This window comes from Pelagibacterium sediminicola, assembly GCF_003390885.1.
GTDB classification, from domain to species: Bacteria; Pseudomonadota; Alphaproteobacteria; order Rhizobiales; family Devosiaceae; genus Pelagibacterium; species Pelagibacterium sediminicola.
Genome location: NZ_QMEL01000007.1, coordinates 92,381 through 116,151, shown reverse-complemented (window position 1 = coordinate 116,151; position 23,771 = coordinate 92,381). Strand labels below are relative to the sequence as shown.

The window sequence follows — 23,771 nt, the reverse complement described above, 5'->3', positions numbered from 1 at the left end:
CCTCCGCAATTGCCGGTCAGATTAACGGGAAATGCCGATTTGGCGAACCCTTTTCGGCACCATGCGTCAAGCGCCGGGGTTGGAGACCACCCGGCCCCTGATCCGGCCCGCAAGGATATCGCTGCCAACCGCAGGCAGATCGGCAAGCCCCGCCTCGCTCACCATGCGCTCGTAAAGGGTGCGATCGAAAAGTTCCGTCAGCCGGTCCCACGCCGCAACCCGCGCCGCAAAGGGCTGCATCACGCTATCGATCCCGGCCAGCGTCACCCCGCGCAGGATGAACGGCACGACGCTGGCGTCCCACCCGTCGCCCGCCGCCAGTCCAACTGCGGCGACGCATCCGCCCGGCTGCATCTGCTTGAGCAATTCGCCCAGCGGCGCGCCGCCCACACTGTCGATGGCGCCCGCCCAGCGCGTCGCGAGAAGTTTTTTGGGGCTTGGCGCCAGAACATCGCGCCCCACCACGTTTGCCGCCCCCAGCGCCTTGAGGTCCTCGGCAAGTTCCGCCCGCCCGCTCATCGCATCGACGCTATATCCCAGCCGCGAGAGCAATTGCGTTGCAATCGAGCCGACGCCCCCGCCCGCCCCCGTCACCAGAACGGGGCCGCTTTCTGGCGTGATGCCCTCGGCTTCGAGCCGGTTGACCGCCAGCATCGCAGTGAGCCCTGCCGTTCCGAGCACCATCGCATCGCGGGTTGAAAGCGTTTCGGGCAGCGGCACCAGCCAGTCGGCCTTGACGCGGGCGCGGGTCGCGAACCCGCCCCAATGCCACTCCCCCACCCGCCAGCCGGTGAGCACCACGCCTTCGCCGGGCCGATAGCGCCCGTCGGCGCTTTCGATAACCCGGCCCGCAAAATCGACCCCGCCGACATGGGGGTATTGCCGCACGAGCCCGCCCTCGCCCGCCAGCACCATCCCGTCCTTGTAGTTGAACCCGGCCCACTCGATGCCGACCAGCACGTCGCCTTGGGGCAGGCTCTCCTCGTCCAACTCCATGATCGTGTTGGAAATCGTGCCGTCATCGCCCCTGTCGGTGACCAACGCTCTAAAGGCCATGGAAACGCTCCTCCGCTTTTGCCTTGTATCTGAAGGCGATTTGCGTATGGCGTCCAGAAAAGATTGCGCAATAGCAGTCAGAAGGGCCGCGCCAGCCGGTCCAGCGGCACCCCGGCGTTGGCAATCCCCAACGAGAACTGGCGCAGCAATTCGGTGTCCGAGATGAGATAGCGCAGCGTCGGCAGGATACCCATGCGGCGGAAGCGCTGCCCCGCCAGCAATTGCGGCAGATAGGCGTCGATCAGGTCCCTGTTGCGCATCTGCCCGCCCGCCGCCACCAGAATGGCAAGGCTCATATCGCGATGGGCGGGCAGCGAAAGCCGCGCATGGTCGGCAGCCTCGGCATAGTCGCCCATGCGCAGCGCATGAAGGGCCGGGGTGAGATGGAACCAGGCGGGCGGATCGCTTTCGGCGGCGCGTATCTCGTCGGAAAGCCGCATGGCCGACTCCCAGTTGCCGATATGCCCGAGCACCTGCGCATAACCCGCAACGATATCCGCCGAAGCCGGATTGAGCTGGTATGCCGAATGGAAATTGTCACGCGCCGTCAGCAGTTCTCCTGAGAAAAAGGCAGCACGGGCCAGCGCCATCCAGGCCATTTCGCGCGTCGGGTCCTCATCACGCGCACTTTCGGCCAGCGCCCGGGCCTCGGCGATGATCTCCCGCCCCTCTTCGGTTTCAGCGCCCTCGTCCCACGCGGCATCCGCCAGAAGGCTTGCAAGCACGGCCCGCGCGTCCGGCTCGGTGGCCGCCAGCTTTTCCGCGCACCCCTTCACCCGGTTTGCATCTGCCTCGGGTCCCTCGCGATAGTGCCAATAGGCTGCAAGGCAGGGATAAAGCGCGAGCGGCACGGTATCGTTTTCCGCAAGCCACGCCCGGACGGGCGCGTGCAGGACGCTGCGCGGGCTTGCCAGCCGCATCACGAAATAGCGGGCGACATCGTCGATCGACATCATCGGCACCTCGTTGACCAGCGCCACGGCAAGATCGTGATTGGCAAGCGTTGCGCCCGTATCGCCATCGGTAAGGACGATCCCGTACTGGACGCCCTGCGCCACTCGCCGGGCCACGCCCGAAAGCAGATAAACCGGCATATCCAGCGCGATCTCGGCCGGGGACAGCGCCGCCCGCGCCCCGCCATAGCGCGCCACGACGTCTGGGAACTGATTGAGATCAGTGACCATTTCCACCGCCAGACCGGCCACCAGCGGCGTACCCTGTTCATCGGATGCAAGGTTCTCGAATTCTTCCACCAGCACCAGCGGCGGCAAGGGTTGCCCGAGATCGGCAAGCCGGCCCGTGCGCTCGGCAAGATCCGGCCAGAAAACGATCGCGGCCATCAGAAGGACAATGGCCGCCGCCCCCACGATCCACGTACTGCCCCGCACTGCACCGCCCGGCCGTACCGGGGCAGGTTGGGTCTTGCTCTCCACCGGAATGAATTGAGGAACGTAGCGGCCCACCGGCAACACGATGCGAACCGCGCCTTGCCCCTCCCCGCTTTCATGGAACGCGCTCAGCAGGTTGCGCAGCCGCCGGGCCTGCACGCGCACGATGGGGTCGGTTTGCGGATCGAAATCCTCACCGCGCCCGAGCACGTCCACCGCGATCGAATAGGCCTTGAGGTTGGCCTCGTCGCCATCCAGCCGCGCCTCGACGATATAGCGCAGAAAGGCCGCGAGCTGCGGCGAGCGGCGCATAGGCTCCCACGCCAGCAGCTCGTCGAGAGCCTTGCGCACCGCCGCATCATCCAATCCGCCGGCCGCATCTTCCGATGGCATGGCGTCCTCCCGGGAGGAACTGTAGCGAGATGGGTTTTACATGTAAATCGAGCGGGACGTTACCTGCATGTTACGGTGGATAACCTAGTGCCCGCGCGCGCCCTGACGCCATACGGGCCCCAGTTTCCGGCATGCTGCTTCGATTGCGCATGTCCGGTGTCTGCGCGGGCCTTGGCGGAGGCGGCGCGCTTTTCGAGCGAGCACACGATCAGGACGAACCGTTCCGGGCAACCAGGTTGTCCCTGCCGGTTCGCTGTTGCTGGAATTGGAACCAATGACCGATCCTGCCGAAGACGATGCGCCGATATTCGCGCTCGTCGACGACCACATCCATTCCGCGCGGCTCTTCGCGCGTACCCTGCGCAGGACCGGCGCTTTCGTCCGCGTGCGGTGGATGGGCAATGCCGGACGCGCCCTGCGCTCGTTCGAGCGGCTACTGTCCAACCGGGGGCCGGGCACGCCGGATATGATCGTCGTGGACCTCAAGGCCAGTTCCGCGGCCAATGAGAATTTCCTGACGCGGATCGCGTCACAGGCCCGCGCAGCGGGCATTCCCGTCGCGGTCATGGCAACGGACCTCGATCATGACAAGCGCCAGCGCCTGTTGTCCGCCGGCGCAACCGCCGCTTTCGACCGCCACCACGAGCACGACGCCTATCGGCGTCAGGTCGAACGGATTTCCAGTTACTGGGTGCGGGAAACCGGCACCTGGCCCATTCGAGCGTAACCACCGCGTCCCCGGTTCCGCTCGATAGGGAGGAACGAACGGCCCGGCACGTCCCCCAATGGCCGTTGGGCATTCGTTCCTCCGTCTTCATCCGGCCCTTTTGAGGCCGATCCCCTTCTCGCGGCTTGTTCCTCCCGGGCCGCGGGATGAATGGCCCCGGTTTCACGTCCTCCATCCAGGGCCTTTCATCCCGTGGGGAGAGGGACAAGGTTTTCCTTGAGTGCCTGCGTTCCGGCCCCTCTCCCCACATCGTTTTCGGAACCAATCGGTTTCCCCCGCCGTTGCGTTGATGGAGCGATCCGAAACCAGCGATATTCTTGAGGACGATGACCAACCATTTTTCCGCCATCCTGACGGCCTGCGCCGGCCCGGTGGCGATCTTTACCGATTTTGACGGCACCCTTGTCGAGATCGCCCCCCGGCCCGATGCGATCGAGGTGCCCGATTTTCTCGCCGGCCGGCTCGAAGCGCTCGAAACCGCGCTCGGCGGTGCCTTTGCCATCGTCACCGGCCGCACCATCGACAACATCGATGGCTTTCTCTCCTCCCACCCCTTTTCGGTTTCCGGCAGTCACGGCGCTGAGCAGCGCCATCAGGGCGAGACGCGCCCGGCCAGTTCGGGACACGCCACAGCCGCCGCCAAACTCAGCCGCATCCTTTCGGACCATTTTGATGGCGACGAGCGCATCCTCGTCGAGCCCAAGCCCGCCGGCGTCGCGGTGCATTACCGCGCGGCTCCCGAACGGGGCGGCGACGTGCAGGCGGCGATGGACCATGCACTGAAAAGTGCCACCGATTTCCATGCGATCGGCGGCAAGAAGGTGATCGAAGCCCGCCCCAGGGGCACAGACAAGGGTGCGGCCATCGCAACCCTCATGCAAAACCCCCCGTTCCGGGGCCGCACGCCGGTGTTCATCGGCGACGACGTGACCGACGAGGATGGCTTTCGTACCGTCAACGCCATGGACGGCGTCACGGTCAAGGTGGGCCCCGGCCCGAGCGCGGCAAAATTCCGCCTACCCGATATTGCTGCGGTCTACGACCTGCTCGAGACGCTGGCGGAACGCACGCCGGAGCATGGCGAGGACACCCGGCTCAAAGAGGCTCGACAATGACGCGGCTCATCATCGTTTCCAACCGCACCCCCGGCAAGGCGCCCGCCGCCGGGGGGCTTGCCGTGGCGCTCAGGAAGACCCTCGCCCGGCACGACGGGTTCTGGCTCGGCTGGTCGGGCAGCTTTACTGAAAAACCCTCGGCGGAAGCGCGTTTTGAAACCATAGACGGGCTGACCGTTGCCCAAATCGATCTCACCCGCGATGACCACAAGGCCTATTATGCGGGCTTTTCCAATTCCATCCTCTGGCCGGCCTTCCATTTGCGGCTCGACCTGACCGACATCCAGTCGCACTGGTATGAGGGCTATCGCCGCGTCAACGCCCAGTTCGCCGACGCGCTGGTGCCCCACCTGCGGCCCGACGATGTCATCTGGGTGCACGACTATCACCTGATCCCGCTCGCAACCGAGCTGCGCCGCCGCAACGTCAGGAACCGGATCGGCTTTTACCTCCACATCCCCTTCCCCACGCCCGACGCGCTGCACGCCATTCCCCATCACGAGGACCTGCTGCAAGATCTAGTTGCCTATGATCTCGTGGGCTTTCAGGCCCAGCGCGACGTCGCCGCCTTCAACGAATTCATAGCCCATGAGCAGATGTACAAGGAGGCCGGCGGCACCCCGTTCGTCGTCGAGCTGGGCGATACCGTTCTCGATGCCTTCCCCATCGGTTCGGACCCCGATGCCTTCGCGCAACTGGCCACCAGCCCCAACGCCCGCAAGATGTACAAGCGCGTTGCCCGCGCCATGAATGGCCGCGCCGTCATTCTGGGGGTCGACCGGCTCGACTATTCCAAGGGCCTGCCCCAGCGCGTCGGCGCCTACGAAAAGCTGCTGGAAAACAACGCGCGCCTGCGCCGCATGGTCCATATGATTCAGATCGCGCCGCCTTCGCGCGACACGATCAAGGAATACCGCGTCATCTCCGAAGAACTCGACGCGGCGGTCGGGCGGGTTACGGGGCGCTTTGCCGAACCCGACTGGCTGCCGATCACCTACGTCAAGCGCGCCTATTCGCAGGCATCCCTCGCCGGGCTCTACCGGCTGGCGCGGGTGGGGCTCGTCACCCCCTTGCGCGACGGCATGAACCTTGTCGCGCACGAATATGTCGGCTCCCAGGACCCCGAGGACCCGGGCGTTCTAATCCTTTCGCGCTTTGCGGGCGCCGCCGAGATCTTCCACGACGCGCTGCTCATCAATCCGTTCGATGCCGACGAGACGGCCGAGGCGATGCGCGAAGCCCTCTCCATGCCGCTCGCTGAACGCAAGGCGCGCTGGACCCGGCTGATGGAAGCGGCCCAGGCCCACAATGTCGACAACTGGGCCGCCGATTATCTCGACGCCCTCGCCGGCCCCCAGACCTCTAACCCCACCGCGCCATCCCGGCTCCGGGGGTCGATGCCTGCCGGGTCTCCCCAGACCCCACCCACCTCGACACTGGCATTCTGGCGCTCGGTATTTGGATAGCCCTCGTTCCGTTCCTCCACCTCAAGGGGGCTAGCTCGTTTAGATTTTGACGGAAACACCCGGCTTCCGCCATCCTGGAGGAATTGCGCTGGATTGCCGGCAATAAATGCCGGAATGACAGTGGTGCTTTCTGCTGGCGCCCTCCCTCCAATGTCACCCCGATATTTATTACCGGGGACCAGAAGGGTGCCTCCGCGGACGTGGACCTTCTTGATTCCGTCAAAACCTGAAACGCTTCAGTGAAAACTGCACAAACTCCTAAGAAGGGTTTGAACGCAGGGAGCACTCAGGAAAAGGAAGTCCCCTTCCCTTTGTAAAAAAAGAGGCGGCCATCCGGCCGCCCCTCAAGTTTGCAACGTGCTTGGGAGGTCGTTTTTTTGCCCCGTCTCAGAAAGGAGAGTCGGGGAAGTAGTACTGCTCGGCGTTTTCCGGCGTGATCAGCGGAGCGCCGAGGATGTACTCGCCCGTCACGGGGCCGTTCGAGGTGAAGTGGGCGACCGTCACGTCCATCGCCGTCGCGATCATCGCGGGCGGGTAGAGAACGTTGACCGGGATCAGTTCGGACCCCTGCATCACCATCTGGATCACTTCCTTCATGCCCGCACCGCCGACGACGAACATTTCGTCGACACGGTCGGCCTGGCGGATCGCCTCGATCACGCCGAGCGCGATGTCGTCGTCCTGCGCCCAGACGCCGTCGATGTCCGGGAAGCGCGACAGGAAGTCCTGCATCACCTCGAAGCCGTCATCGCGGTTCCAGTTGGCATGCTTGTTGTCGAGGACATTGATCCCCGAACCCTCGATGGTCTCGATGAACGCGTTGAAGCGCTCGTCGTCGATCACGGTCGGGATGCCGCGCAGGATCACGATATTGTCGCCCTCGCCCAGACGGGTGAGGAAATATTCGCCCGAAACGCGGCCGAGTTCGGGGTTGTTGCCCGCGACGTAAACGTCCTCGATGCCGTCCTGCGAAAGCCCGCGGTCGACCACGGTAACGAAAACGCCAGATTCCTTGACGCGGCGGACCGGGTCGGTCAGCGGCTCGGATTCAAACGGCAGGACGACCAGCGCATCGATATTGTGGATCGACACCAGATCCTCGAGGTCGTTGGCCTGCTGGGCGGGCCCATCGGCCGTCACGAGGACGATCTCGATATTGTCGTACTGGGCCTGAAGCCGGGCTTGCGCCTGCGAGGCATGCCAGTTGAGCCCCCCTGCCCAGCCATGGGTCGCGGCCGGAATGGAAACGCCGATGGTTACGGTATCGTCCTGTGCCATTGTCGGCGCCGAGAACGCCATGGCGCCCCCGATGGCCAGCACAGCTATCTTCCTCAGAAGCTGCATTGTGTAGTCCTCCATTGTTATACACCCCTCGTTTCGTTGGGTGCCTGTTCCGTTCACGGGCCCAATTCCCGTGGACGAAAGTGGTTTTGGCTCAAGCCGTGGGCTTGCGCCGGAAAGGGTTGAGGTTGGCAAGGTTGCCCCTTTGCAACCAGACCGCCGCGATGATGATGACGCCCTGCACCGCCCCGTTGAGATAGTTGGAGATGATGTCGGTGAGGTTGAGGATATTGCCGATGGTCGTGAGCATGATCGCGCCCACCACCGTGCCCCCGATGCGCCCGTAGCCGCCCTTGAGCATGGTGCCCCCGATGATCACGGCGGCGATGGCCTCGAGCTCCCACAACACGCCCGTCGAGGACGAGGCAGACCCCAGCCGCGGCACGTAGATGATCGTGGCGATCGAGACGCAGAAACCCTGGATGACGTAGGTGAGCGTGCGCACGCGGTCGACCTTGATCGCCGAATAGCGCGCCACCGTCTCGTTGGACCCGATCGCCATGCAATAGCGCCCGAACGCGGTGCGATTGAGCAGCACCCAGCCAAGGATCGCGACGATGGCGAAGGCCAGAACCGGAACCGGAACGCCAAGGATATTGCCGTAATAGACCGGGCGATAGACATCGCGCACGTCGAAGGCCAGCGACAGCGTGCCGCCATCGGCGAAATAAGTGACGAGCGAGCGGTAGATGCCCATGGTGCCCAGCGTCACGATGAACGCCTCGATCTTGCCCTTGGTGGTCATGAACCCGTTGAGAAAACCGGCGGCAAGCCCGAGCAGGACCGAGGCGACGCACCCGATCAGGACGATATGCACACCCACGCCCATCGCCCCGATGGCGCTGTTCATCACGATGATCATCACGCCCGAGATCACCGCCGCCATCGAGCCGACCGAAAGGTCGATCCCGCCTGCGGTGATCACGAAGGTCGCTCCCACCGCGATGATGCCGATGAAGGCCGAGCGGGTGAGCAGGTTGGTGATGTTGCCCTCGGAAATGAAGGCCGAATTGAGCGCGAACCCCAGAATGCACAGCGCGATCAGGGCCAGGAGCGGCCCCATGGTGTGATAGTCGATTGCAAACAGCCGCTTTCTGGCGGGCTTTACGCCCTCATGCGCTTGCACGGTCATCGTCTTCCTTTTCCCCTTTGAGTCCTGCGGCATAGCGCATGATTTCGCCTTCGGTGATCTCTGCGCCCTCAAGCGTGCCCGTCTTGCGGCCCTCGCGCATGACGACCACGCGATGGGAAAGCCCGATCACCTCCTGCATCTCCGATGAGACGACGATGATCGACTTGCCCTCTTTGGCGAGCGCCGCGATGATGTGATAGATTTGCTGCTTGGTCCCCACATCGATGCCGCGCGTCGGCTCGTCGATGATGATGATTTCGGGGTCCGATTCCATCGCCTTGCCCAGCATGAGCTTTTGCTGGTTGCCGCCCGAAAGCTGGCCCACCCGGACCGAGGCGTCTCGCGCGCGGATATCGAAGCGGCGCGTCGCGCGCTCCATCGCCTCGACCTCGCTCGACTCGACGAGAAAACCGCCGCGCATGTGGCGATAAAGGGTCAGGAGGGTGAGGTTGGGCTGCAACCCGATATTGAGCAGCAATCCCTTTCCCTTGCGGTCCTTGGTCATATAGACCAGTCCGGCGCGCACCGCCTCGCCGATGCTCCTGAATTCGACCGGCTTCCCGTTGACGGTGACCGTCCCCGCGCTGCGCGGCTCGAGCCCCACAATGGCCTCCATGACCGCCGTGCGCCCCGAACCGATCAGCCCGGCAAAGCCCAGGATTTCCCCTTTGCGCAGTGAAAAGCTCACATTGCGGATGCCGTCCGCCGTCAGCCCTTCGACCGCCAGGACGAGGGGCGCATCGACATCGGGCTCGTGCTTGGGAGGGTAAAGGTTGGAAAGCTCGCGCCCCACCATCATCTCGGCAATCGAATCGGGCGTGAGGTCGCCGGTCTCGACGGTGGCGATCAACTGGCCGTCGCGCAGCACCGTGATGCGGTCGGAAAGCGTCATCACCTCGTCGAGCTTGTGCGAGATGAAGACGATGGCGACGCCCTTGGCCTTGAGCCGCCCGACCTGCTCGAAGAAATATTCGGTTTCCGCCGGGGTCAGCACCGCCGTCGGCTCGTCCATGATGAGCACCCGCGCATCGCGGCTGATCGCCTTGGCGATCTCGACCATCTGCTTGTCGGCCACCGAGAGCGTGTTGATGCGCGCATCGGGGTCGATGGCCACATGCAGGCTACCGAGAATGCGCGTCGCCTCGGCCCGCATGTCCGCCCGGCGCAAGAAGCCCCATCGGGTCCATTCCCGGCCCAGAAAAATGCTTTCGGCAACCGTCAGGTGTTCGGCAAGATTGAGTTCCTGATGGATGACGACGATGCCGAGCGCTTCGGCCTCGCCATTGGGGGGCAGGCGTACCGGCCTGCCGTCGAGCAGGATGGTGCCCGAGGTCGGCGGTTCGAGACCGGAGAGAATCTTGATAAGGGTGGATTTTCCGGCGCCGTTCTCGCCGATCAGCGCATGGACTTCCCCCGCGCGGATGTCGAAATCCACGCTGAACAGCACGGGCACTTCCCCGAAGCTCTTGGAAATCCTGCTGGCCGCAAGGATTGCACCCTCGGCCTGCGCAACGGCCTCGGCCATCCGCGTCTCCTCCCCATGAGAACCGGGCGTTGACCGCCACGTGTCCTGTCACTGGAAAGTCATGTAAACCTTTTCATTACCCATGTAAAGGTTTACACAACGGCAGAACCGTATAACTTTGCCGCCGGACCCGGTGTATGGACCACAAAGCCCGTTTCGCGGGACATTCCGGGGATCGGGGCGGGGGTAAGAGCAATTTGAACGCGAGCAAACCGGCAACGATCGAGGACGTCGCCCTCATCGCCGGGGTATCCATAGCCACCGTCAGCAGGGCGCTCAACGAGCCGGGCAAGGTCGCCGATTCGACCCGGCGCCGCGTCATCGATGCGGTCGCCCAGACCGGCTATACCACCAACGCCATGGCGCGCAGCCTGCGCATGCGCCGCTCGCACATGATTCTCATTCTGGCGCCCGATGTGGGCGACCCGAACTTTTCCAACATCCTTGTGGGTCTGGAAACCGAAGCCTCCAAGCGCGGCTACGGCATCCTGATCGGCAACACCCAGAACGACCCCGAGCGCGAAGCCAATTATCTGCGCTTCATCAGTTCCAACCAGGCCGACGGGCTGATCCTGCTCACCGGCCACCTGCCCTACGGGCTCACCGCCAGCGGCCCCAACAAGAAGCTGCCACCCATGGTGGCGGTCAACGAACCGGTGGCCAACGCCTCGATTCCCTTTGTCGGCGTCGACAATTTCGAGGGCGCACGGGTGGCGACCGACCATCTCATCAGCCAGGGCCACACCCGCATCGCCTTTATCGGTAAATCCCTGAGCCGCACCGTCGCCTCCCTGCGCGAGCGCGGTTACCGCACCGCGATGCAGGGCGCGGGGCTCACGATCGACGAACGGTTCGTGCTCGAAGCGGACGGCACCACCGAAAGCGGACGGGGCGCCGCCGAGCGCATGTTCGTGCGCGACCAGTTGCCCACCGCCTTTTTCTGCGTCAATGACGCCACCGCGCTCGGCGTCATCATTGCGCTGAGCGCACGCGGCTACGACTTGCCTCTCGATTTTTCTGTCATGGGGTTCGACGACATTTCCTACGCCAGCTTCGTCACCCCTTCCCTCACCACCATGAAACAGCCTCGCCTCCAGATCGGCGAGGCCAGCATGGACCTGCTCCTCGCCATGCTCGAGGGCGAGGAGGTGAAAAAGCGCGAAATTCTCCTGCGCTCCGACCTCATCCTGAGAAATTCCGTCGCCATGCGCCGGGCTTGAACCTGGCGTGTTAGACTGGATTGCCCGGATAAACCGGGCAATCCAGCCTTCATAGCACTCCAGCCGCCCCTTAACTCTCCGGCTGCACCGGCGCCGGCGTGGGCAGTTCCTCGAGGCTTTCCTCTGGTGTCGTCTGCTCCAGCGTTTCGCCGCCCTGGGTGGTCGTTGCGGTATCGGGGCTGACCGACATGTTGTACCAGATGGCCAGCGCAAAACCGATGACGACGATGATCGTGCCGATAACCAGCACGCGCATGTTCATCATGCGGCTGTTGCCCTGGCGCATCTCGGTTTTCGTAAGGTGGGGGTCAGGATCGTTCATGGCATCCCTCGCTTGCTTTGGTCTAGATCAACGCGCCGCGCAGGCCCGGCGTTCCTTGGCCGTGCAAAATCCCTTGACCCGTTCACGCCTTGAGACGACGCTATCGGGAAAAAGGGGTGCTCAATGACCAGTGCCGACAATCTGGCCCGCATGATCCGCGCCGGTCGCGGAACCGAACCAGCCGACATCGTCGTAAGGAACGTTCGCCTGCTCGACGTCATCACCGGCGCCGTCACGCAAACCGATATCGCCATCGTCGACGACCGCATCGTGGGCACCCATGCACACTACAACGGCAAAGCCGAGATCGACGGACGCGGACGCTTTGCCGTGCCCGGTTTCATCGACACCCATCTCCATATCGAATCCTCGCTCGTCACCCCCTTCGAGTTCGACCGCTGCGTACTTCCGCACGGGGTCACCACCGTCATCTGCGACCCCCACGAGATCGCCAACGTGCTCGGCGCCCCCGGCATCCGCTATTTTCTCGATTGCGCCGAGAAGACGATCATGGATGTGCGGATAAACCTTTCCTCCTGCGTCCCTGCCACCCCGTTCGAAACGGCCGGCGCGCACCTCGAAATTGGGGACATCCTTCCCTTCCGCAGCCATCCCAAGGTCATCGGTCTTGCCGAAATGATGAACTTCCCCGGCGTGCTCAATTGCGATCCGGGCATCCTCGCAAAGCTCGAAGCCTTCCAGGACGGGCATATGGACGGCCACGCCCCCCTGCTTTCGGGAACCGACCTCAACGGCTATCTCGCCGCGGGCATTCGCACCGACCACGAGGCGACCAGCGCCAAAGAAGCCCGCGAAAAGCTCGCCAAGGGCATGGCCATCCTCATCCGCGAGGGCTCGGTCTCAAAAGACCTCGAAGCGCTGGCCGAAATTCTCGACGAAAACACCTCGTCCTTCGTTGCCCTATGCACCGACGACCGCAACCCCCTCGACATCGCCGAGGAAGGCCATCTCGATAGCTCCATCCGCCGCCTCGTCGCAAAGGGCATCCCCCTCCACCACGTCTACCGCGCCGCCTCCCATTCCGCCGCGCGCATCTTCGGGCTCAAGGATCGCGGCCTTCTCGCCCCCGGCTGGCGCGCCGATATTGCGTTGCTCGACGATATCGAGGACTGCCGCGTCACCGATGTGATCGCCGCCGGGCGTCTCGTCACGCCCGATATCTGGGCCACCCGCGCACCCGTCGCTCCTGTCGGGCTCGATTCCATGAAGGCGCGCCCCGTTGAAGCGACCGCCTTCATCTCCGATCCCCCGCAAGGAAAAAACGAAATTCCCGTCATCGGAGTGCGGCCCGGCCTCATCCTCACCTTCCGCCAATCCGCCAGCCTTGCCTCGGACGAATATGGTCTGAGGCCCGATCTCGACGCAGATGTCATCAAGGTGGCCGTGGTCGAACGCCACGGCATCAACGGCAATATCGGGCGCAGCTTCGTCAACGGTTTCGGCTTGAAGCGCGGCGCCATCGCCTCCTCGGTCGGCCATGACAGCCACAACATCACCGTGGTCGGGGTGACCGACGAGGACATGGCGCTGGCCGTCAACCGGCTCATCGAGATCGGCGGCGGCTTTGCGGTTGCCGACGAGGGCGAGGTCATCGCCGACCTGGCGCTGCCCATCGCGGGGCTGATGAGCACCGAGCCCTTCGAGATCGTTACCGAACACCTTGTCCGTCTGCGCCGGGCGGCGAAATCGATCGGCTGTGTTCTGCCCGAACCGTTCCTCCAGGTCGCCTTTCTGGCCCTGCCGGTTATCCCGCATCTCAAGATGACCGATCGCGGCCTGTTCGATGTCGATGCGTTCGATTTCGTGACCTGACCGTATGTCGCCTTGACTATACAGGGTTCGGGCTTATCTCATGGTGCGATGAACAAGGAACGGACACGTCTCGAGCGCCTGTTTTTACGCATGGAAGCGCGTTTCCCACGCCTTGCGATGATCCTTTACGTATTGCGCCAGCCCTGGGCCATGGTGATCCGCATTCCCCTTGGCATATTGCTGGTCGTGGGCGGCATCCTGTCATTCCTGCCGGTACTCGGCTTGTGGATGCTGCCGCTGGGCCTGCTCCTGCTCGCCATCGATCTTCCCGTACTGCAACGGCCCATGAACGGGCTCATCCTGCGCGGCGAACGCCAGTTCAAGACCTGGCGCCGCAAGCGCAGGGACAAGAAAGCCGCAAGTCAGAAGCCTCCCGCTTGAGGTCAAGCGAGAGGCTTTTCTTCATCCCCGGAGGGAAGGGGACAACAGGTCAGGCGCTCGCCTTCTTCTCGCGCCGCCTCGCATGCAGGATCGGCTCGGTATAGCCCGAGGGTTGGCTGGTGCCTTCGAGTGCGAGGGCCAGCGCCGCCTGAAAGGCGATGGAGTTTTCCGCGTCCGGCGCCATATTCTCGTAAAGCGGATCGCCCGCGTTCTGCTCGTCGACCACCTTGGCCATGCGCGCAAAGGTTGCGACCACCTCGTCCTGCGTCACCACCCCGTGCCACAGCCAGTTGGCGATGGCCTGCGAGGAAATCCGGCAGGTCGCCCGGTCTTCCATCAGCCCCACATCGTTGATGTCCGGGACCTTGGAACACCCCACGCCCTGATCGACCCAGCGCACGACATAGCCCAGGATCCCTTGGGCGTTGTTGTCCAGCTCGCGCTGGATCTCATCACGTGAAAGCGAGGAGGCATCGAGCACCGGCATCGAAAAGAGATCGGTCAGCGGCGGGATCGGCTCGTTATGGCGGCGCTTTTGCGCCTCGAACACGTCCACCTGATGGTAGTGCAGCGCATGGAGCGTCGCCGCCGTCGGGGACGGGACCCAGGCGCAGTTGGCGCCCGCCTTGGGGTGCCCGATCTTCTGGGTCATCATGTCGGCCATATCGTCGGGCTTGGCCCACATGCCCTTGCCGATCTGCGCCTTGCCGGAAAACCCGCAGGCGATTCCGATGGTGACGTTCCGGTCCTCATAGGACTGAATCCACCGCTCGGCCTTGATCTGGTCCTTGAGCAGTACCGGTCCTGCTTCCATGGAAGTGTGGATTTCGTCCCCGGTCCTGTCGAGGAACCCGGTATTGATGAAGAATACCCGGTCGCGCGCCGCATAAATGCACGCCTTGAGGTTGGCCGAAGTGCGCCGCTCCTCGTCCATGATGCCGATCTTGATGGTGTTGGCGGGCAGCCCCAGGACCTTTTCCACCTCCCCGAACACATTGCAAGCAAACAGCACTTCGGTCGGGCCGTGCATCTTGGGCTTGACCACATAGATTGACCCGAACCGCGAGTTCGCCCGGCTCTTCAGATCGTGCATGGCGCACAGCGCCGTCACCATCGCGTCCATCATGCCCTCGCCGATCGCCGTGCCGTTGGCGTCCAGAATGGCATCGGTCGTCATCAGGTGCCCGACATTGCGCACCAGTTGCAGCGCGCGGCCCTTGAGCACCAGTTCCGAGCCGTCCGGCGCGGTATAGGTGCGGTCGGGGTTGAGGCGGCGGGTCATCATCTTGCCGCCCTTCTCGAAGGTTTCTTCGAGATCGCCCTTCATCAGCCCCAGCCAGTTGCGGTAAACGCCCACCTTGTCCTCGGCATCGACCGCCGCGACCGAATCCTCGCAGTCCTGAATGGTGGTCAGCGCGCTTTCAACGATCACGTCTGCGAGATGGTTCGATTGCGTCGAGCCGATAGGGTGGTTCGCATCGATCACCAGTTCCACATGCAGCCCGTGATGGGCGAGCAGGATGCGCAGCACCCCGTCAGGCTCGACATGCCCGGCAAAGCTCTCGGGGTATGCAAGCTTGACCGGCCCGTCCTGGCTCTCGATCACCAGCCGGCCGTCGGCAACGCCATACCGCGTCACCGCGGCGTGCTTGACGCCGAGCAGCGGAAACGCTTCATCGAGGAATTCCGCCGCGCGAGAAATCACCGCCGCGCCGCGTTCGGGGTTGTACCCCTTGCCCGCCGCAAGATTGCCCTCCTGTGCAATGGCATCGGTACCGTAAAGCGCATCGTAAAGGCTGCCCCAGCGCGCATTGGCGGCGTTGAGCGCATAGCGCGCATTGGAGACCGGCACCACGAGCTGCGGCCCGCAGATCGTCGCGATCTCGGGGTCGAGATTTTCCGTCCCGATCCTGAAATCTTCCGGCTCGTCTTCGAGGTACCCGATCTCGCGCAGGAACGCGATATAGCCTTCCGGGTTCGAGGCGACGGGCCCGTTCCCGCGATGCCAGTCGTCGATCTGCTGCTGCATCCGGTCACGGATGTCGAGCAGTTCGCGATTCCCCGGCATGTAGGCGGCGACCAGTTCGGCAAACCCGCTCCAGAAGGAGTCGGCATTGACACTCAGCCCAGCCATCGCCTCGTCTTCGATAAAGGCGGCAAGCTGGCCATCGACCTGCAATCCGGCCCGATTGACGTAAGTGCTCATTGATCCTGCTCCTTGGTTAGCGCAGATCGCCCCTCTACGCACAGGTCCAGCACCTCCCCCCTTGCGGGGGAGGTTGGGAGGGGGGATCGGCGCAAGCCGAAAATTACAAATCCGCTCTATACGTGACTGCCCACCATCGCCAACGTACCACGCAAATTCCTTTCACCATGCGGAAACGCCCTTGGCGGCCTCACCGGCCACATAAGTCTGCGCCACCACCCGGTCATCCCCGCAGGTCTGGAGCAGGAACAGTTCTTCCGAGAGCGTTTCCACCTGCTCCATCTTCAATGCCATATGCGGCACCGCCCGTGCATCGAGCACCACGATATCGGCATCCGCCCCCGGCTCCAGCACGCCGATAGTATGTTCGAGCGACAGCGCGCGGGCATTGCCCAGCGTCATCATGTAAAAGCTCTCGATGGGCGAAAGCCGCTGGCCCTTGAGCTGCAGCACCTTGTAGCCCTCATCGAGCGTCTTCAGCATCGAATAGCTCGTGCCCCCGCCGATATCGGTGGCCACCCCGATGCGCGCGTTCCCCGCCCGCATCCGGTCCCGGTCGAACAATCCCGAGCCGATAAAGAGATTCGAGGTCGGGCAGAAGACGGCAACCGAGCCGGTTTCGTACATCACCGCAATCTCGCGCTCGGTCATGTGGATGCAGTGCCCGAGGAGCGTTTTGGGCCCGAGCAGCCCGTAATGCTCATAAACGCCCACATAGTCCGGCAGGTTGGGGAAAAGCTCTTTTGCGAACGCCACTTCTCCCAGGCTCTCGTTCACATGCGTCTGGACGTAGGCGTCGGGATATTCGCGCACCAGATCCTGCGTCATCTCGAGCTGTTCAGGGGTCGAGGTCAGCGCGAAACGCGGGGTGATCGCGTAATGCAGCCGCCCCCGCCCGTCCCATTTTTCGAGCAGCCGCCTGCTCTCGTCATACCCCGATTGCGCGGTATCGAGCAGGCCCGGCGGCGCGTTGCGGTCCATCATCACCTTGCCCGCGATCATTCGCAGATTGCGCTTTTCAGCCTCGGTGAAAAACGCCTCCGCCGATTGCGGATGCACCGTGCAATAAGCCGCCGCCGTCGTCGTGCCATAACGGATCAGCTCGTCGAAAAACAGCCCCGCGATCCGCGCCGCGTGGCGCTCGTCGGCAAAGCGCTGTTCCTCGATGAACGTATAGGTGTTGAGCCATTCGAGCAGGTCCTTGGCATAGGACCCCACCACCTGCATCTGCGGATAGTGGATATGGGTATCGATGAACCCCGGCATGATGAGGTGCGGGCGATGGTCGATCACCTCCGCCTTGGGCATCGCCAGCGTCAAGGCTTCCGACCACTCCCCCACCGCGACGATCTTGCCGTCCGCGACGGCCACGGCGCCGTCCTCGATATAGCGATAGGACTGATGATCGTCCGGGCCAGCCGGCTCGTCGTGAAAGGTCAGCACCCGACCGCGCAAGATCCTGCCGCTCACAGGCTGCTGTCCCCCGTAACGCTCTGATACCAGACGACGATCAGCTCGCGCTCTTCCGGCGTCATCAGCGAGACGTTGCCCGGCGGCATGGCGTGGCTGCGTCCGGCCTGGATATAGATTTCCCGCGCATGCTCGGCGATCTGGACGGGATTGTCGAACCGCACATCCTTGGGCGCCTGATAGACCCCGTCCCAGAACGGTTCTGCCGCATGGCACATGGCGCACCGCCCCTGTACGGCGCTGGAGACCGCCCCGAAATGCGCGTCCTCCATGAAAAGCTGCGCCGTCGCGCTGGGCGGCGCTTCCCCGGTCAGCACGCGGGGCGCGGTCGAGAGCCACATGATGCCGATGAAAAGAAGGAGCGAAGCCGCCCACGTCCAGTAAGGCCGGTGGCCGGTCGAGTGCATGGTGTTGAAGAAATGCCGGATCAGCACGCCGATGAGGAAAATAAGCCCCGCGATGATCCACGAGAACTCGGTGGCATAGGCCAGCGGATAGTGTCCCGAAAGCATGAAGAACAGCACCGGCAGCGTGAGATAGTTGTTGTGCACCGAACGCTGCTTGGACTGCGCGCCGAGCGCCGGATCAGGCACCTCGCCGGCCTTTAGCGATGCGACGATCTTTTTCTGGTTGGGGATGATGATGAAAAAGACGTTGGCCGACATAATGGTCGCGGTAAACGCCCCCATGTGCAGGAACGCCGCCCGGCCCGAAAAGACCTGCAGATATCCCCAGCCCATCGCCACCAGAATGACGAACAGCACCACCATCAATCCGGTCTGGTACTTCCCGATTGGCGAGCGGCAAAGCAGATCATAAAGCACCCAACCCACCGCCAGCGACCCGGTCGAAAGCGCGATGCCCCCCCAGACGGGCAGGTCCATCACCGTGCGGTCGATGAGGAACAGATCGGCCCCGGCGTAATAGACGATGGCGAGCATCGCGAACCCGGTCAGCCAGGTCGTATAACTCTCCCATTTGAACCAGATGAGATGCTCGGGCAGGTTGGGCGGGGCGGAGATGTATTTGTTGATATGGTAGAACCCCCCGCCATGGACCTGCCATTCCTCGCCCAAAACCCCTTGCGGCAGGTTCTCGTTCTTCCTCAGGCCCAGATCGAGCGCGATGAAATAGAACGACGAGCCGATCCACGCGATCCCCACGATCACATGCGTCCACCGCATCGCAAACGCCAGCCATTCCCAGAAGATCGTGAAGTCAGTCATGTTGTGATTGTCCCAAACCTAATCCCTGTTTGTCGAAAGCAGCATCGCCACCCCCCTCCCAACCTCCCCCACAAGGGGGAGGTGCTGGTCTTGTGCGCGGGAGAGTGCTGAAGAAAAGGAAACACCCTCCCCTTGATGGGGAGGGCTGGGGAGGGGTGAAGCCAAGTACTCAGGCATTGCGTTTCTCTCCCGCCACCGCCCGCAAAATCTCCGCCGCCGTCAGCGCCGCGATCACCTCAGGGCGCTTGTCGTCCACATCCGACCCGCCAATGGGCATGGTGAGCCCGTCCATCAGCCCCACATCGAACCCCATATCGCGCAGCCAACTCCTGAACGTCGCCCGTTTCGTCTTGGACCCGATCATCCCCACATAGGCCGCGTCTCCCCGCGCCAGCGCCTCCTGCGCGATGAGGAAATCGAGACCGTGGTCGTGCGTCAGAACCACGAACACCGACCCCGGTTTCGCCTCGCGCACCACCGCTTCCTGCACGGCGACGTGCCGTGCCTCGACGCCCGCCGGCACCTTGGCAATCTCCTCGGCGCGGTTGTCGACCAGAAGCGTGCGCAGGGGCAAAAGCGAGAGCGCCTGCCCCAAAGCGTTGCCCACATGCCCCGCACCGAAGACATAAACCGCACTCTGCAGGGCGCGCTCGCGCACCGCGCGCTCGCGCAGCATTTTCGCGGTTTCCTCATCGATGCGCTGCAGGCTCACGGACACCCGTCCGCCGCAGCACTGCCCGATCTCGGGCCCGAGCGGAATATCGAGCGCGGCGACGCCCTCGCCCGACGCCAGCGCCTCACGGGCCCGCGCAATGCACAGGAATTCGAGTTGCCCGCCCCCGATCGTCCCCAGCGCGTCGGCGGCGGAAACCACCATCCACGCCCCGGCCTCGCGCGGGGTGGAGCCCAGCGCCTCGACCACCTCGACCAGCACGGCATCGCCCGTGCGGTCGAGAAAATCGCGCAGCCGCTGGGGCATAATGCTCATCGGGCCGCCGCCTCGCGCTTCAAACGCTCGATGGTCATCAGCACCCGCTCGGGCGTTGCCGGCGTATCCATGCGCGGGGGGATCGCGTAATCCACGACGCTCGCCGCCGCCATCGACAGCGCCTCTGGCACCGACATCGCCAGCATGAAGGGCGGCTCGCCCACGGCCTTGGAGCGCCCGATGGTCGGCGCCTTGTTCTCGGACCATTCGGCGAGCTTGATATTGAAGATCTTCGGCACGTCCGAGGCGAGCGGGATCTTGTAGGTCGAGGGCGCGTGCGTCCGCAGCCGCCCCTTGGCGTCCCACCACAATTCCTCGGTGGTCAGCCACCCCATGCCCTGTATGAACCCGCCCTCGATCTGCCCAATATCGATGGCCGGGTTGAGCGATTTGCCCACATCGTGGAGGATATCCACGCGCTCGACCATATATTCCCCGGTCAGCGTATCGACGATCACCTCCGAACACGACGCGCCATAGGCGAAATAAAAGAAGGGCTGGCCCTTGCCCGCCGCGCGGTCCCAGTGAATGTCCGGGGTCTTGTAGAACCCCGCCGCCGAAAGCTGCACCCGCCCGAAATAGGCCTGGTCGATGAAATCGGCCCAGTCGAACCGCTGGTTGCCGATCAAGACGCAATTGGGCTCGAACACCACCGCGTCTTCGGCAACCCCGTATTTTTCCGCCGCAAACGCAACCAGCCGCGCCTTGATCTGCCCGGCCGCATTGGCCGCCGCCATCCCGTTGAGGTCCGAGCCCGAAGACGCCGCCGTCGCCGAGGTGTTGGGCACCTTGGCGGTCGTCGTTGCGGTGATCTTGACCTTGTCGAGATCGACCTGGAACGTATCGGCCAGCACCTGCGCCACCTTGACGTAAAGCCCCTGCCCCATCTCGGTGCCGCCGTGATTGAGGTGGATCGACCCGTCCTTGTAGATATGGACCAGCGCCCCGGCCTGGTTGAAGGCGGTCATCGTGAAGCTGATGCCGAACTTGACCGGCGTCAGCGCAATCCCGCGCTTGAGGATCGGCGATGTGCGATTGAATTCGACGATCGCCGCCCGCCGCGCCCGGTAATCCGCGCTTGCCTCCAGTTCATCGACGATCCGCCCGATGATATTGTCGGTAACCGTCTGGTGATAGGGCGTGACGTTGCGCTCGCCCTCGCCGTAGAAATTGGCCTTGCGCACATCGAGCGGGTCCTTGCCCAGACTATAGGCGATTTCCTCGATCCAGCGCTCGCACGCCACCATCCCCTGCGGCCCGCCGAACCCCCGGAATGCGGTGTTGGAGACCGTGTTGGTCCTCAGGGGTTCCGATTGCAGCCGCACGGCGGGGTAGAAATAGGCGTTGTCCGCATGAAACAGCGCCCGGTCGGTCACCGCCCCGGAAAGGTCGGCTGCATAGCCGCACCGCGCCGCATAGACCGCATCGACCGCCGTGATCCGCCCCTCGTCGTCATACCCCACGTCGTAATCGACGACGAAATCGTGCCGCTTGCCGGTCGCGGTCATGTCATCGTCCCGGTCGGGACGGATCTTGACGGCCCGGCCATATTTCTTGGCCGCGATCGCCGCCACCACGGCAAAAAGATTGCCCTGCGTCTCCTTGCCGCCAAAGCCCCCGCCCATCCGGCGGCTGATGACGTTGACCGCGTTGGACGGCACGCCCAGCGCGTGCCCCACCATATGCTGGATTTCGCTCGGATGCTGGGTGGAGGAATAAAGGGTGACCTCGTCGTCCTCGCCCGGCACCGCCATGGCGATCTGGCCTTCGAGATAAAAGTGGTCCTGCCCGCCCATGGTGACGGTGCCCGCGATGCGGCGTGGCGCGGAAGCCAGCCCCGCGGCCACATCGCCGCGCTTGAGCGTCATGTTTTCGGTCACCAGTTCGCCCCCGGCGGCCCGCGCCGCCGCAACGTCCCCCGCGAACGGCAACTCCCGGTATTCGACCTTGGCCCTGTGCGCCGCCCGCCGCGCCTGATCCCGCGTTTCCGCGATCACCGCGAACATCGGCTGGCCCCAGAACGAAACCTTGCCCTCGGCAAAGATCGGCTCGTCATGCTTGCCGACCGGGCTTACATCGTTATGCCCCGGCACGTCCCCCGCCGTCAGAACCCCCACCACACCGGGCGCCGCCCGCACCGCATCGAGATCGATCGCAACGATCTCACCATGCGCCGAGGTCGAAAGCCCCAGATAAGCATGGAGCGTGCCGGTCGGCTCGACCATGTCGTCAATATATTCCGCAGTTCCGGCCACGTGCTTGTGCGCGGAATCGTGCCGCTGGGAAATATGGACCCCGCCCCTGATGGGCTTCCTTGCGTCAAGAGCCGTCATGACAACACCTCAGCCATCTGCAAACATCGCTGCCCCCTCACCCCCAGCCCCTCTCCCACGAGGGGAGAGGGGGGCTCGTGTGGCTGCCCCACGCTTCCACTTCTCCCCTCGTGGGAGAAGGTGGCCGGAGCGAAGCGGAGGTCGGATGAGGGGCAGCGATGTTTCCATACACCCAAAAGCCAACCATTCCCCATCACGCCACCTCGTGCCGCACGATACGCGCCACGTCCCCGCCGCTCTCGATAAAGAACCGCCGCAACAAATTCCTGGCCGCCAGCATCCGGTAGTCCGCCGACGCCCGCCAGTCAGTCAGCGGCTGATAATCGGTCTCGAACGCCGGAATGGCGGCCGCGATGGTTTCCATCGTCCACGGCTTGCCAACCAGCGCCGCTTCCACCGCGTTTGCGCGCTTGGGCGTTCCCGCCATCCCGCCATAGGCGATCACCGCCTCGGCAACGACCCCATCGGCGACCTTCACCCGGAAGGCGCCGAGCGTTGCAGTGATGTCTTCCTCGCGGCGCTTCGAGATCTTGTAGGTGGCGAACATCTCATCCGCCCTCGGCAACGGCACCGTCACCGCCTCGACGAACTCGCCCTCCGCCCGGTCCTGCCGGCCATATTCGATGAAGAAGTCTTCGAGCTTCACCACCCGGCGGGCGTCTCCCTTGCGCAGCGTGATGCTCGCCCCCAGCGCGATCAGCGGCGGCGGGGTGTCTCCGATGGGTGAGCCATTGGCGATATTGCCGCCAATCGTCCCCATGTTGCGCACCTGCGCCCCGCCAATGCGCTCAAAGAGCTCCCGCATCTGCGGGATATGCTCGGCAATGACGCCAAACGCCTGCGTATAGCTCACCCCCGCGCCAAAAGTGATGGCCTCCCCGGAAACCGAAATCTCCCGCATCAGATGCCCGATGAACACCACCGGCGAAATATCGCGCATGAACTTGGTGACCCACAGCCCCACATCGGTCGAACCGGCAATGATCGTCGCCTCGGGGTGTTCTGTAAAAACCGCCGCGAGATCGTCCACATCGGCGGGAACGATCACCGTGCCGCCTGCCGAACGCACCTCGACCCGCTGGCCGTCGCGCAATCCGGCAAGCCGGGCCCGGATCGCCTCGCGTTCGGCATTGAGCGCATCTTCGGCCGCCTGCCCGTAACTGGAAATCGACTGCGCGGCCCGCACAATCGGCGCATAGCCCGTGCAGCGGCAGAGATTGCCCTGCAGGGCGCGCTCGACCTCGGGCACGGACGGGTTGGGATTTTCCAGCCACAGCCCATAAAGCGAGATGACGAACCCCGGCGTACAGAACCCGCACTGGCTGCCGTGATAATCGACCATGGCCTGCTGCACCGGATGGAGCGCGCCATCCCGGCCCGCCAGATGCTCCACCGTCACCACATGGGTGCCATCGAGCGAGCCGACAAATCTTATGCAGGCGTTGACCGCCTCATAAACCAGCCCCTCGCCGTCGAGCCGCCCCACCAGCACCGAGCAGGCCCCGCAATCGCCCTCCGCGCACCCTTCCTTGGTGCCGCGCAGCATCTTTTCGAGGCGCAAAAAATCGAGCAGCGTTTCGTCGGGGCGGACATCGCCCCGCTCGACCAGCGCATCGTTGAGATAGAACCGGACCGTATCGCGCGCCATG

18 protein-coding genes are annotated in these 23,771 nt (G+C 63.9%); 6 read left to right on the top strand and 12 right to left on the bottom strand.

Translation table 11 applies throughout. From position 1 onward, the window contains the following. Positions 1–66 precede the first annotated feature (66 nt). A complete protein-coding gene (locus DQG18_RS12210) occupies positions 67–1,056 on the bottom strand; it encodes an acrylyl-CoA reductase family protein (protein ID WP_116654550.1) in 990 nt (329 codons plus the stop codon). 77 nt (positions 1,057–1,133) lie between these two features. After that, positions 1,134–2,837 carry a tetratricopeptide repeat protein gene (locus tag DQG18_RS12205; protein ID WP_116654549.1) on the bottom strand — a complete coding sequence of 568 codons (1,704 nt, stop codon included), beginning with the start codon at positions 2,835–2,837 and terminating at the stop codon, positions 1,134–1,136. A 274-nt stretch (positions 2,838–3,111) separates the two neighbouring features. Here DQG18_RS12205 and DQG18_RS12200 point away from each other — a divergent pair, with 274 nt between their 5' ends. The 3 genes from DQG18_RS12200 to DQG18_RS12190 all read left to right on the top strand — a co-directional run bounded on the left by DQG18_RS12200 (position 3,112) and on the right by DQG18_RS12190 (position 6,145). Next, positions 3,112–3,564, top strand: coding sequence for a response regulator (locus DQG18_RS12200; RefSeq protein ID WP_116654548.1), 453 nt, complete (start codon positions 3,112–3,114; stop codon positions 3,562–3,564). A 326-nt stretch (positions 3,565–3,890) separates the two neighbouring features. Further along, complete coding sequence (gene otsB, locus DQG18_RS12195; RefSeq protein ID WP_116654547.1) at positions 3,891–4,679, top strand: trehalose-phosphatase; 789 nt, start codon at positions 3,891–3,893, stop codon at positions 4,677–4,679. Beyond that, positions 4,676–6,145, top strand: a complete 1,470-nt coding sequence (locus DQG18_RS12190; protein WP_116654546.1) for an alpha,alpha-trehalose-phosphate synthase (UDP-forming) — start codon at positions 4,676–4,678, stop codon at positions 6,143–6,145. Before otsB ends, DQG18_RS12190 begins: the two co-directional genes overlap by 4 nt. Positions 6,146–6,532: 387 nt before the next feature. Here the strand turns inward: DQG18_RS12190 and DQG18_RS12185 are convergent, their stop codons facing one another. The 3 genes from DQG18_RS12185 to DQG18_RS12175 form a co-directional block, all read right to left on the bottom strand. Further along, positions 6,533–7,504 carry a substrate-binding domain-containing protein gene (locus tag DQG18_RS12185; RefSeq protein ID WP_245958452.1) on the bottom strand — a complete coding sequence of 324 codons (972 nt, stop codon included), beginning with the start codon at positions 7,502–7,504 and terminating at the stop codon, positions 6,533–6,535. Between the two features lie 76 nt (positions 7,505–7,580). After that, positions 7,581–8,612 carry an ABC transporter permease gene (locus DQG18_RS12180; RefSeq protein ID WP_425454225.1) on the bottom strand — a complete coding sequence of 344 codons (1,032 nt, stop codon included), beginning with the start codon at positions 8,610–8,612 and terminating at the stop codon, positions 7,581–7,583. Then, on the bottom strand, positions 8,599–10,143 hold the full coding sequence (locus DQG18_RS12175) for a sugar ABC transporter ATP-binding protein (protein WP_116654543.1): 1,545 nt from the start codon (positions 10,141–10,143) through the stop codon (positions 8,599–8,601). The genes DQG18_RS12180 and DQG18_RS12175 overlap by 14 nt, the downstream gene beginning before the upstream one ends. A 197-nt stretch (positions 10,144–10,340) precedes the next feature. On the opposite strand from DQG18_RS12175, the gene DQG18_RS12170 reads away from it, so the two are divergent. Further along, positions 10,341–11,363, top strand: coding sequence for a LacI family DNA-binding transcriptional regulator (locus DQG18_RS12170; RefSeq protein WP_116654611.1), 1,023 nt, complete (start codon positions 10,341–10,343; stop codon positions 11,361–11,363). Positions 11,364–11,433: 70 nt separating this feature from the next. Here the strand turns inward: DQG18_RS12170 and DQG18_RS12165 are convergent, their stop codons facing one another. Further along, positions 11,434–11,685, bottom strand: coding sequence for a hypothetical protein (locus DQG18_RS12165; RefSeq protein WP_116654542.1), 252 nt, complete (start codon positions 11,683–11,685; stop codon positions 11,434–11,436). Between the two features lie 123 nt (positions 11,686–11,808). Between DQG18_RS12165 and ade the strand changes: the two genes are divergently transcribed. Both ade and DQG18_RS12155 read left to right on the top strand, forming a co-directional pair. Next, positions 11,809–13,518 (top strand): adenine deaminase, encoded by a 1,710-nt coding sequence (gene ade, locus DQG18_RS12160; protein WP_116654541.1) that lies wholly within the window; start codon positions 11,809–11,811, stop codon positions 13,516–13,518. Positions 13,519–13,566: 48 nt separating this feature from the next. Then, the gene (locus tag DQG18_RS12155; protein WP_116654540.1) at positions 13,567–13,899 is read left to right on the top strand and encodes a hypothetical protein; all 333 of its coding nucleotides are present in this window, start codon (positions 13,567–13,569) and stop codon (positions 13,897–13,899) included. A gap of 49 nt (positions 13,900–13,948) precedes the next feature. Here the strand turns inward: DQG18_RS12155 and DQG18_RS12150 are convergent, their stop codons facing one another. The 6 genes from DQG18_RS12150 to xdhA form a co-directional block, all read right to left on the bottom strand. After that, positions 13,949–16,105, bottom strand: coding sequence for a malate synthase G (locus tag DQG18_RS12150; protein WP_116654539.1), 2,157 nt, complete (start codon positions 16,103–16,105; stop codon positions 13,949–13,951). A 162-nt stretch (positions 16,106–16,267) separates the two neighbouring features. Beyond that, complete coding sequence (gene guaD, locus DQG18_RS12145) at positions 16,268–17,575, bottom strand: guanine deaminase (protein ID WP_116654538.1); 1,308 nt, start codon at positions 17,573–17,575, stop codon at positions 16,268–16,270. After that, positions 17,572–18,801 (bottom strand): urate hydroxylase PuuD, encoded by a 1,230-nt coding sequence (locus DQG18_RS12140; protein WP_116654537.1) that lies wholly within the window; start codon positions 18,799–18,801, stop codon positions 17,572–17,574. Before DQG18_RS12140 ends, guaD begins: the two co-directional genes overlap by 4 nt. A gap of 169 nt (positions 18,802–18,970) precedes the next feature. Beyond that, on the bottom strand, positions 18,971–19,789 hold the full coding sequence (gene xdhC, locus DQG18_RS12135; RefSeq protein WP_116654536.1) for a xanthine dehydrogenase accessory protein XdhC: 819 nt from the start codon (positions 19,787–19,789) through the stop codon (positions 18,971–18,973). Then, positions 19,786–22,122: a xanthine dehydrogenase molybdopterin binding subunit gene (xdhB, locus tag DQG18_RS12130; protein ID WP_116654535.1), complete on the bottom strand. Its 2,337-nt coding sequence runs from the start codon at positions 22,120–22,122 to the stop codon at positions 19,786–19,788. Before xdhB ends, xdhC begins: the two co-directional genes overlap by 4 nt. Positions 22,123–22,315: 193 nt before the next feature. After that, positions 22,316–23,770, bottom strand: coding sequence for a xanthine dehydrogenase small subunit (gene xdhA / locus DQG18_RS12125; protein WP_116654534.1), 1,455 nt, complete (start codon positions 23,768–23,770; stop codon positions 22,316–22,318). Between the last annotated feature and the right edge of the window lies 1 nt (position 23,771).

Bases quoted from the DNA above. Each gene is read 5' to 3' on its own strand.
- DQG18_RS12175 (WP_116654543.1), bottom strand. From the start codon at position 10,143: ATGGCCGAGGCCGTTGCGCAGGCCGAGGGTGCAATCCTTGCGGCCAGC.
- DQG18_RS12210 (WP_116654550.1), bottom strand. From the start codon at position 1,056: ATGGCCTTTAGAGCGTTGGTCACCGACAGGGGCGATGACGGCACGATT.
- DQG18_RS12185 (WP_245958452.1), bottom strand. From the start codon at position 7,504: ATGGAGGACTACACAATGCAGCTTCTGAGGAAGATAGCTGTGCTGGCC.
- DQG18_RS12140 (WP_116654537.1), bottom strand. From the start codon at position 18,801: ATGACTGACTTCACGATCTTCTGGGAATGGCTGGCGTTTGCGATGCGG.
- DQG18_RS12190 (WP_116654546.1), top strand. From the start codon at position 4,676: ATGACGCGGCTCATCATCGTTTCCAACCGCACCCCCGGCAAGGCGCCC.
- otsB (WP_116654547.1), top strand. From the start codon at position 3,891: ATGACCAACCATTTTTCCGCCATCCTGACGGCCTGCGCCGGCCCGGTG.
- DQG18_RS12205 (WP_116654549.1), bottom strand. From the start codon at position 2,837: ATGCCATCGGAAGATGCGGCCGGCGGATTGGATGATGCGGCGGTGCGC.
- DQG18_RS12165 (WP_116654542.1), bottom strand. From the start codon at position 11,685: ATGAACGATCCTGACCCCCACCTTACGAAAACCGAGATGCGCCAGGGC.
- DQG18_RS12155 (WP_116654540.1), top strand. From the start codon at position 13,567: ATGAACAAGGAACGGACACGTCTCGAGCGCCTGTTTTTACGCATGGAA.
- DQG18_RS12200 (WP_116654548.1), top strand. From the start codon at position 3,112: ATGACCGATCCTGCCGAAGACGATGCGCCGATATTCGCGCTCGTCGAC.
- xdhA (WP_116654534.1), bottom strand. From the start codon at position 23,770: ATGGCGCGCGATACGGTCCGGTTCTATCTCAACGATGCGCTGGTCGAG.
- xdhB (WP_116654535.1), bottom strand. From the start codon at position 22,122: ATGACGGCTCTTGACGCAAGGAAGCCCATCAGGGGCGGGGTCCATATT.
- xdhC (WP_116654536.1), bottom strand. From the start codon at position 19,789: ATGAGCATTATGCCCCAGCGGCTGCGCGATTTTCTCGACCGCACGGGC.
- ade (WP_116654541.1), top strand. From the start codon at position 11,809: ATGACCAGTGCCGACAATCTGGCCCGCATGATCCGCGCCGGTCGCGGA.
- DQG18_RS12150 (WP_116654539.1), bottom strand. From the start codon at position 16,105: ATGAGCACTTACGTCAATCGGGCCGGATTGCAGGTCGATGGCCAGCTT.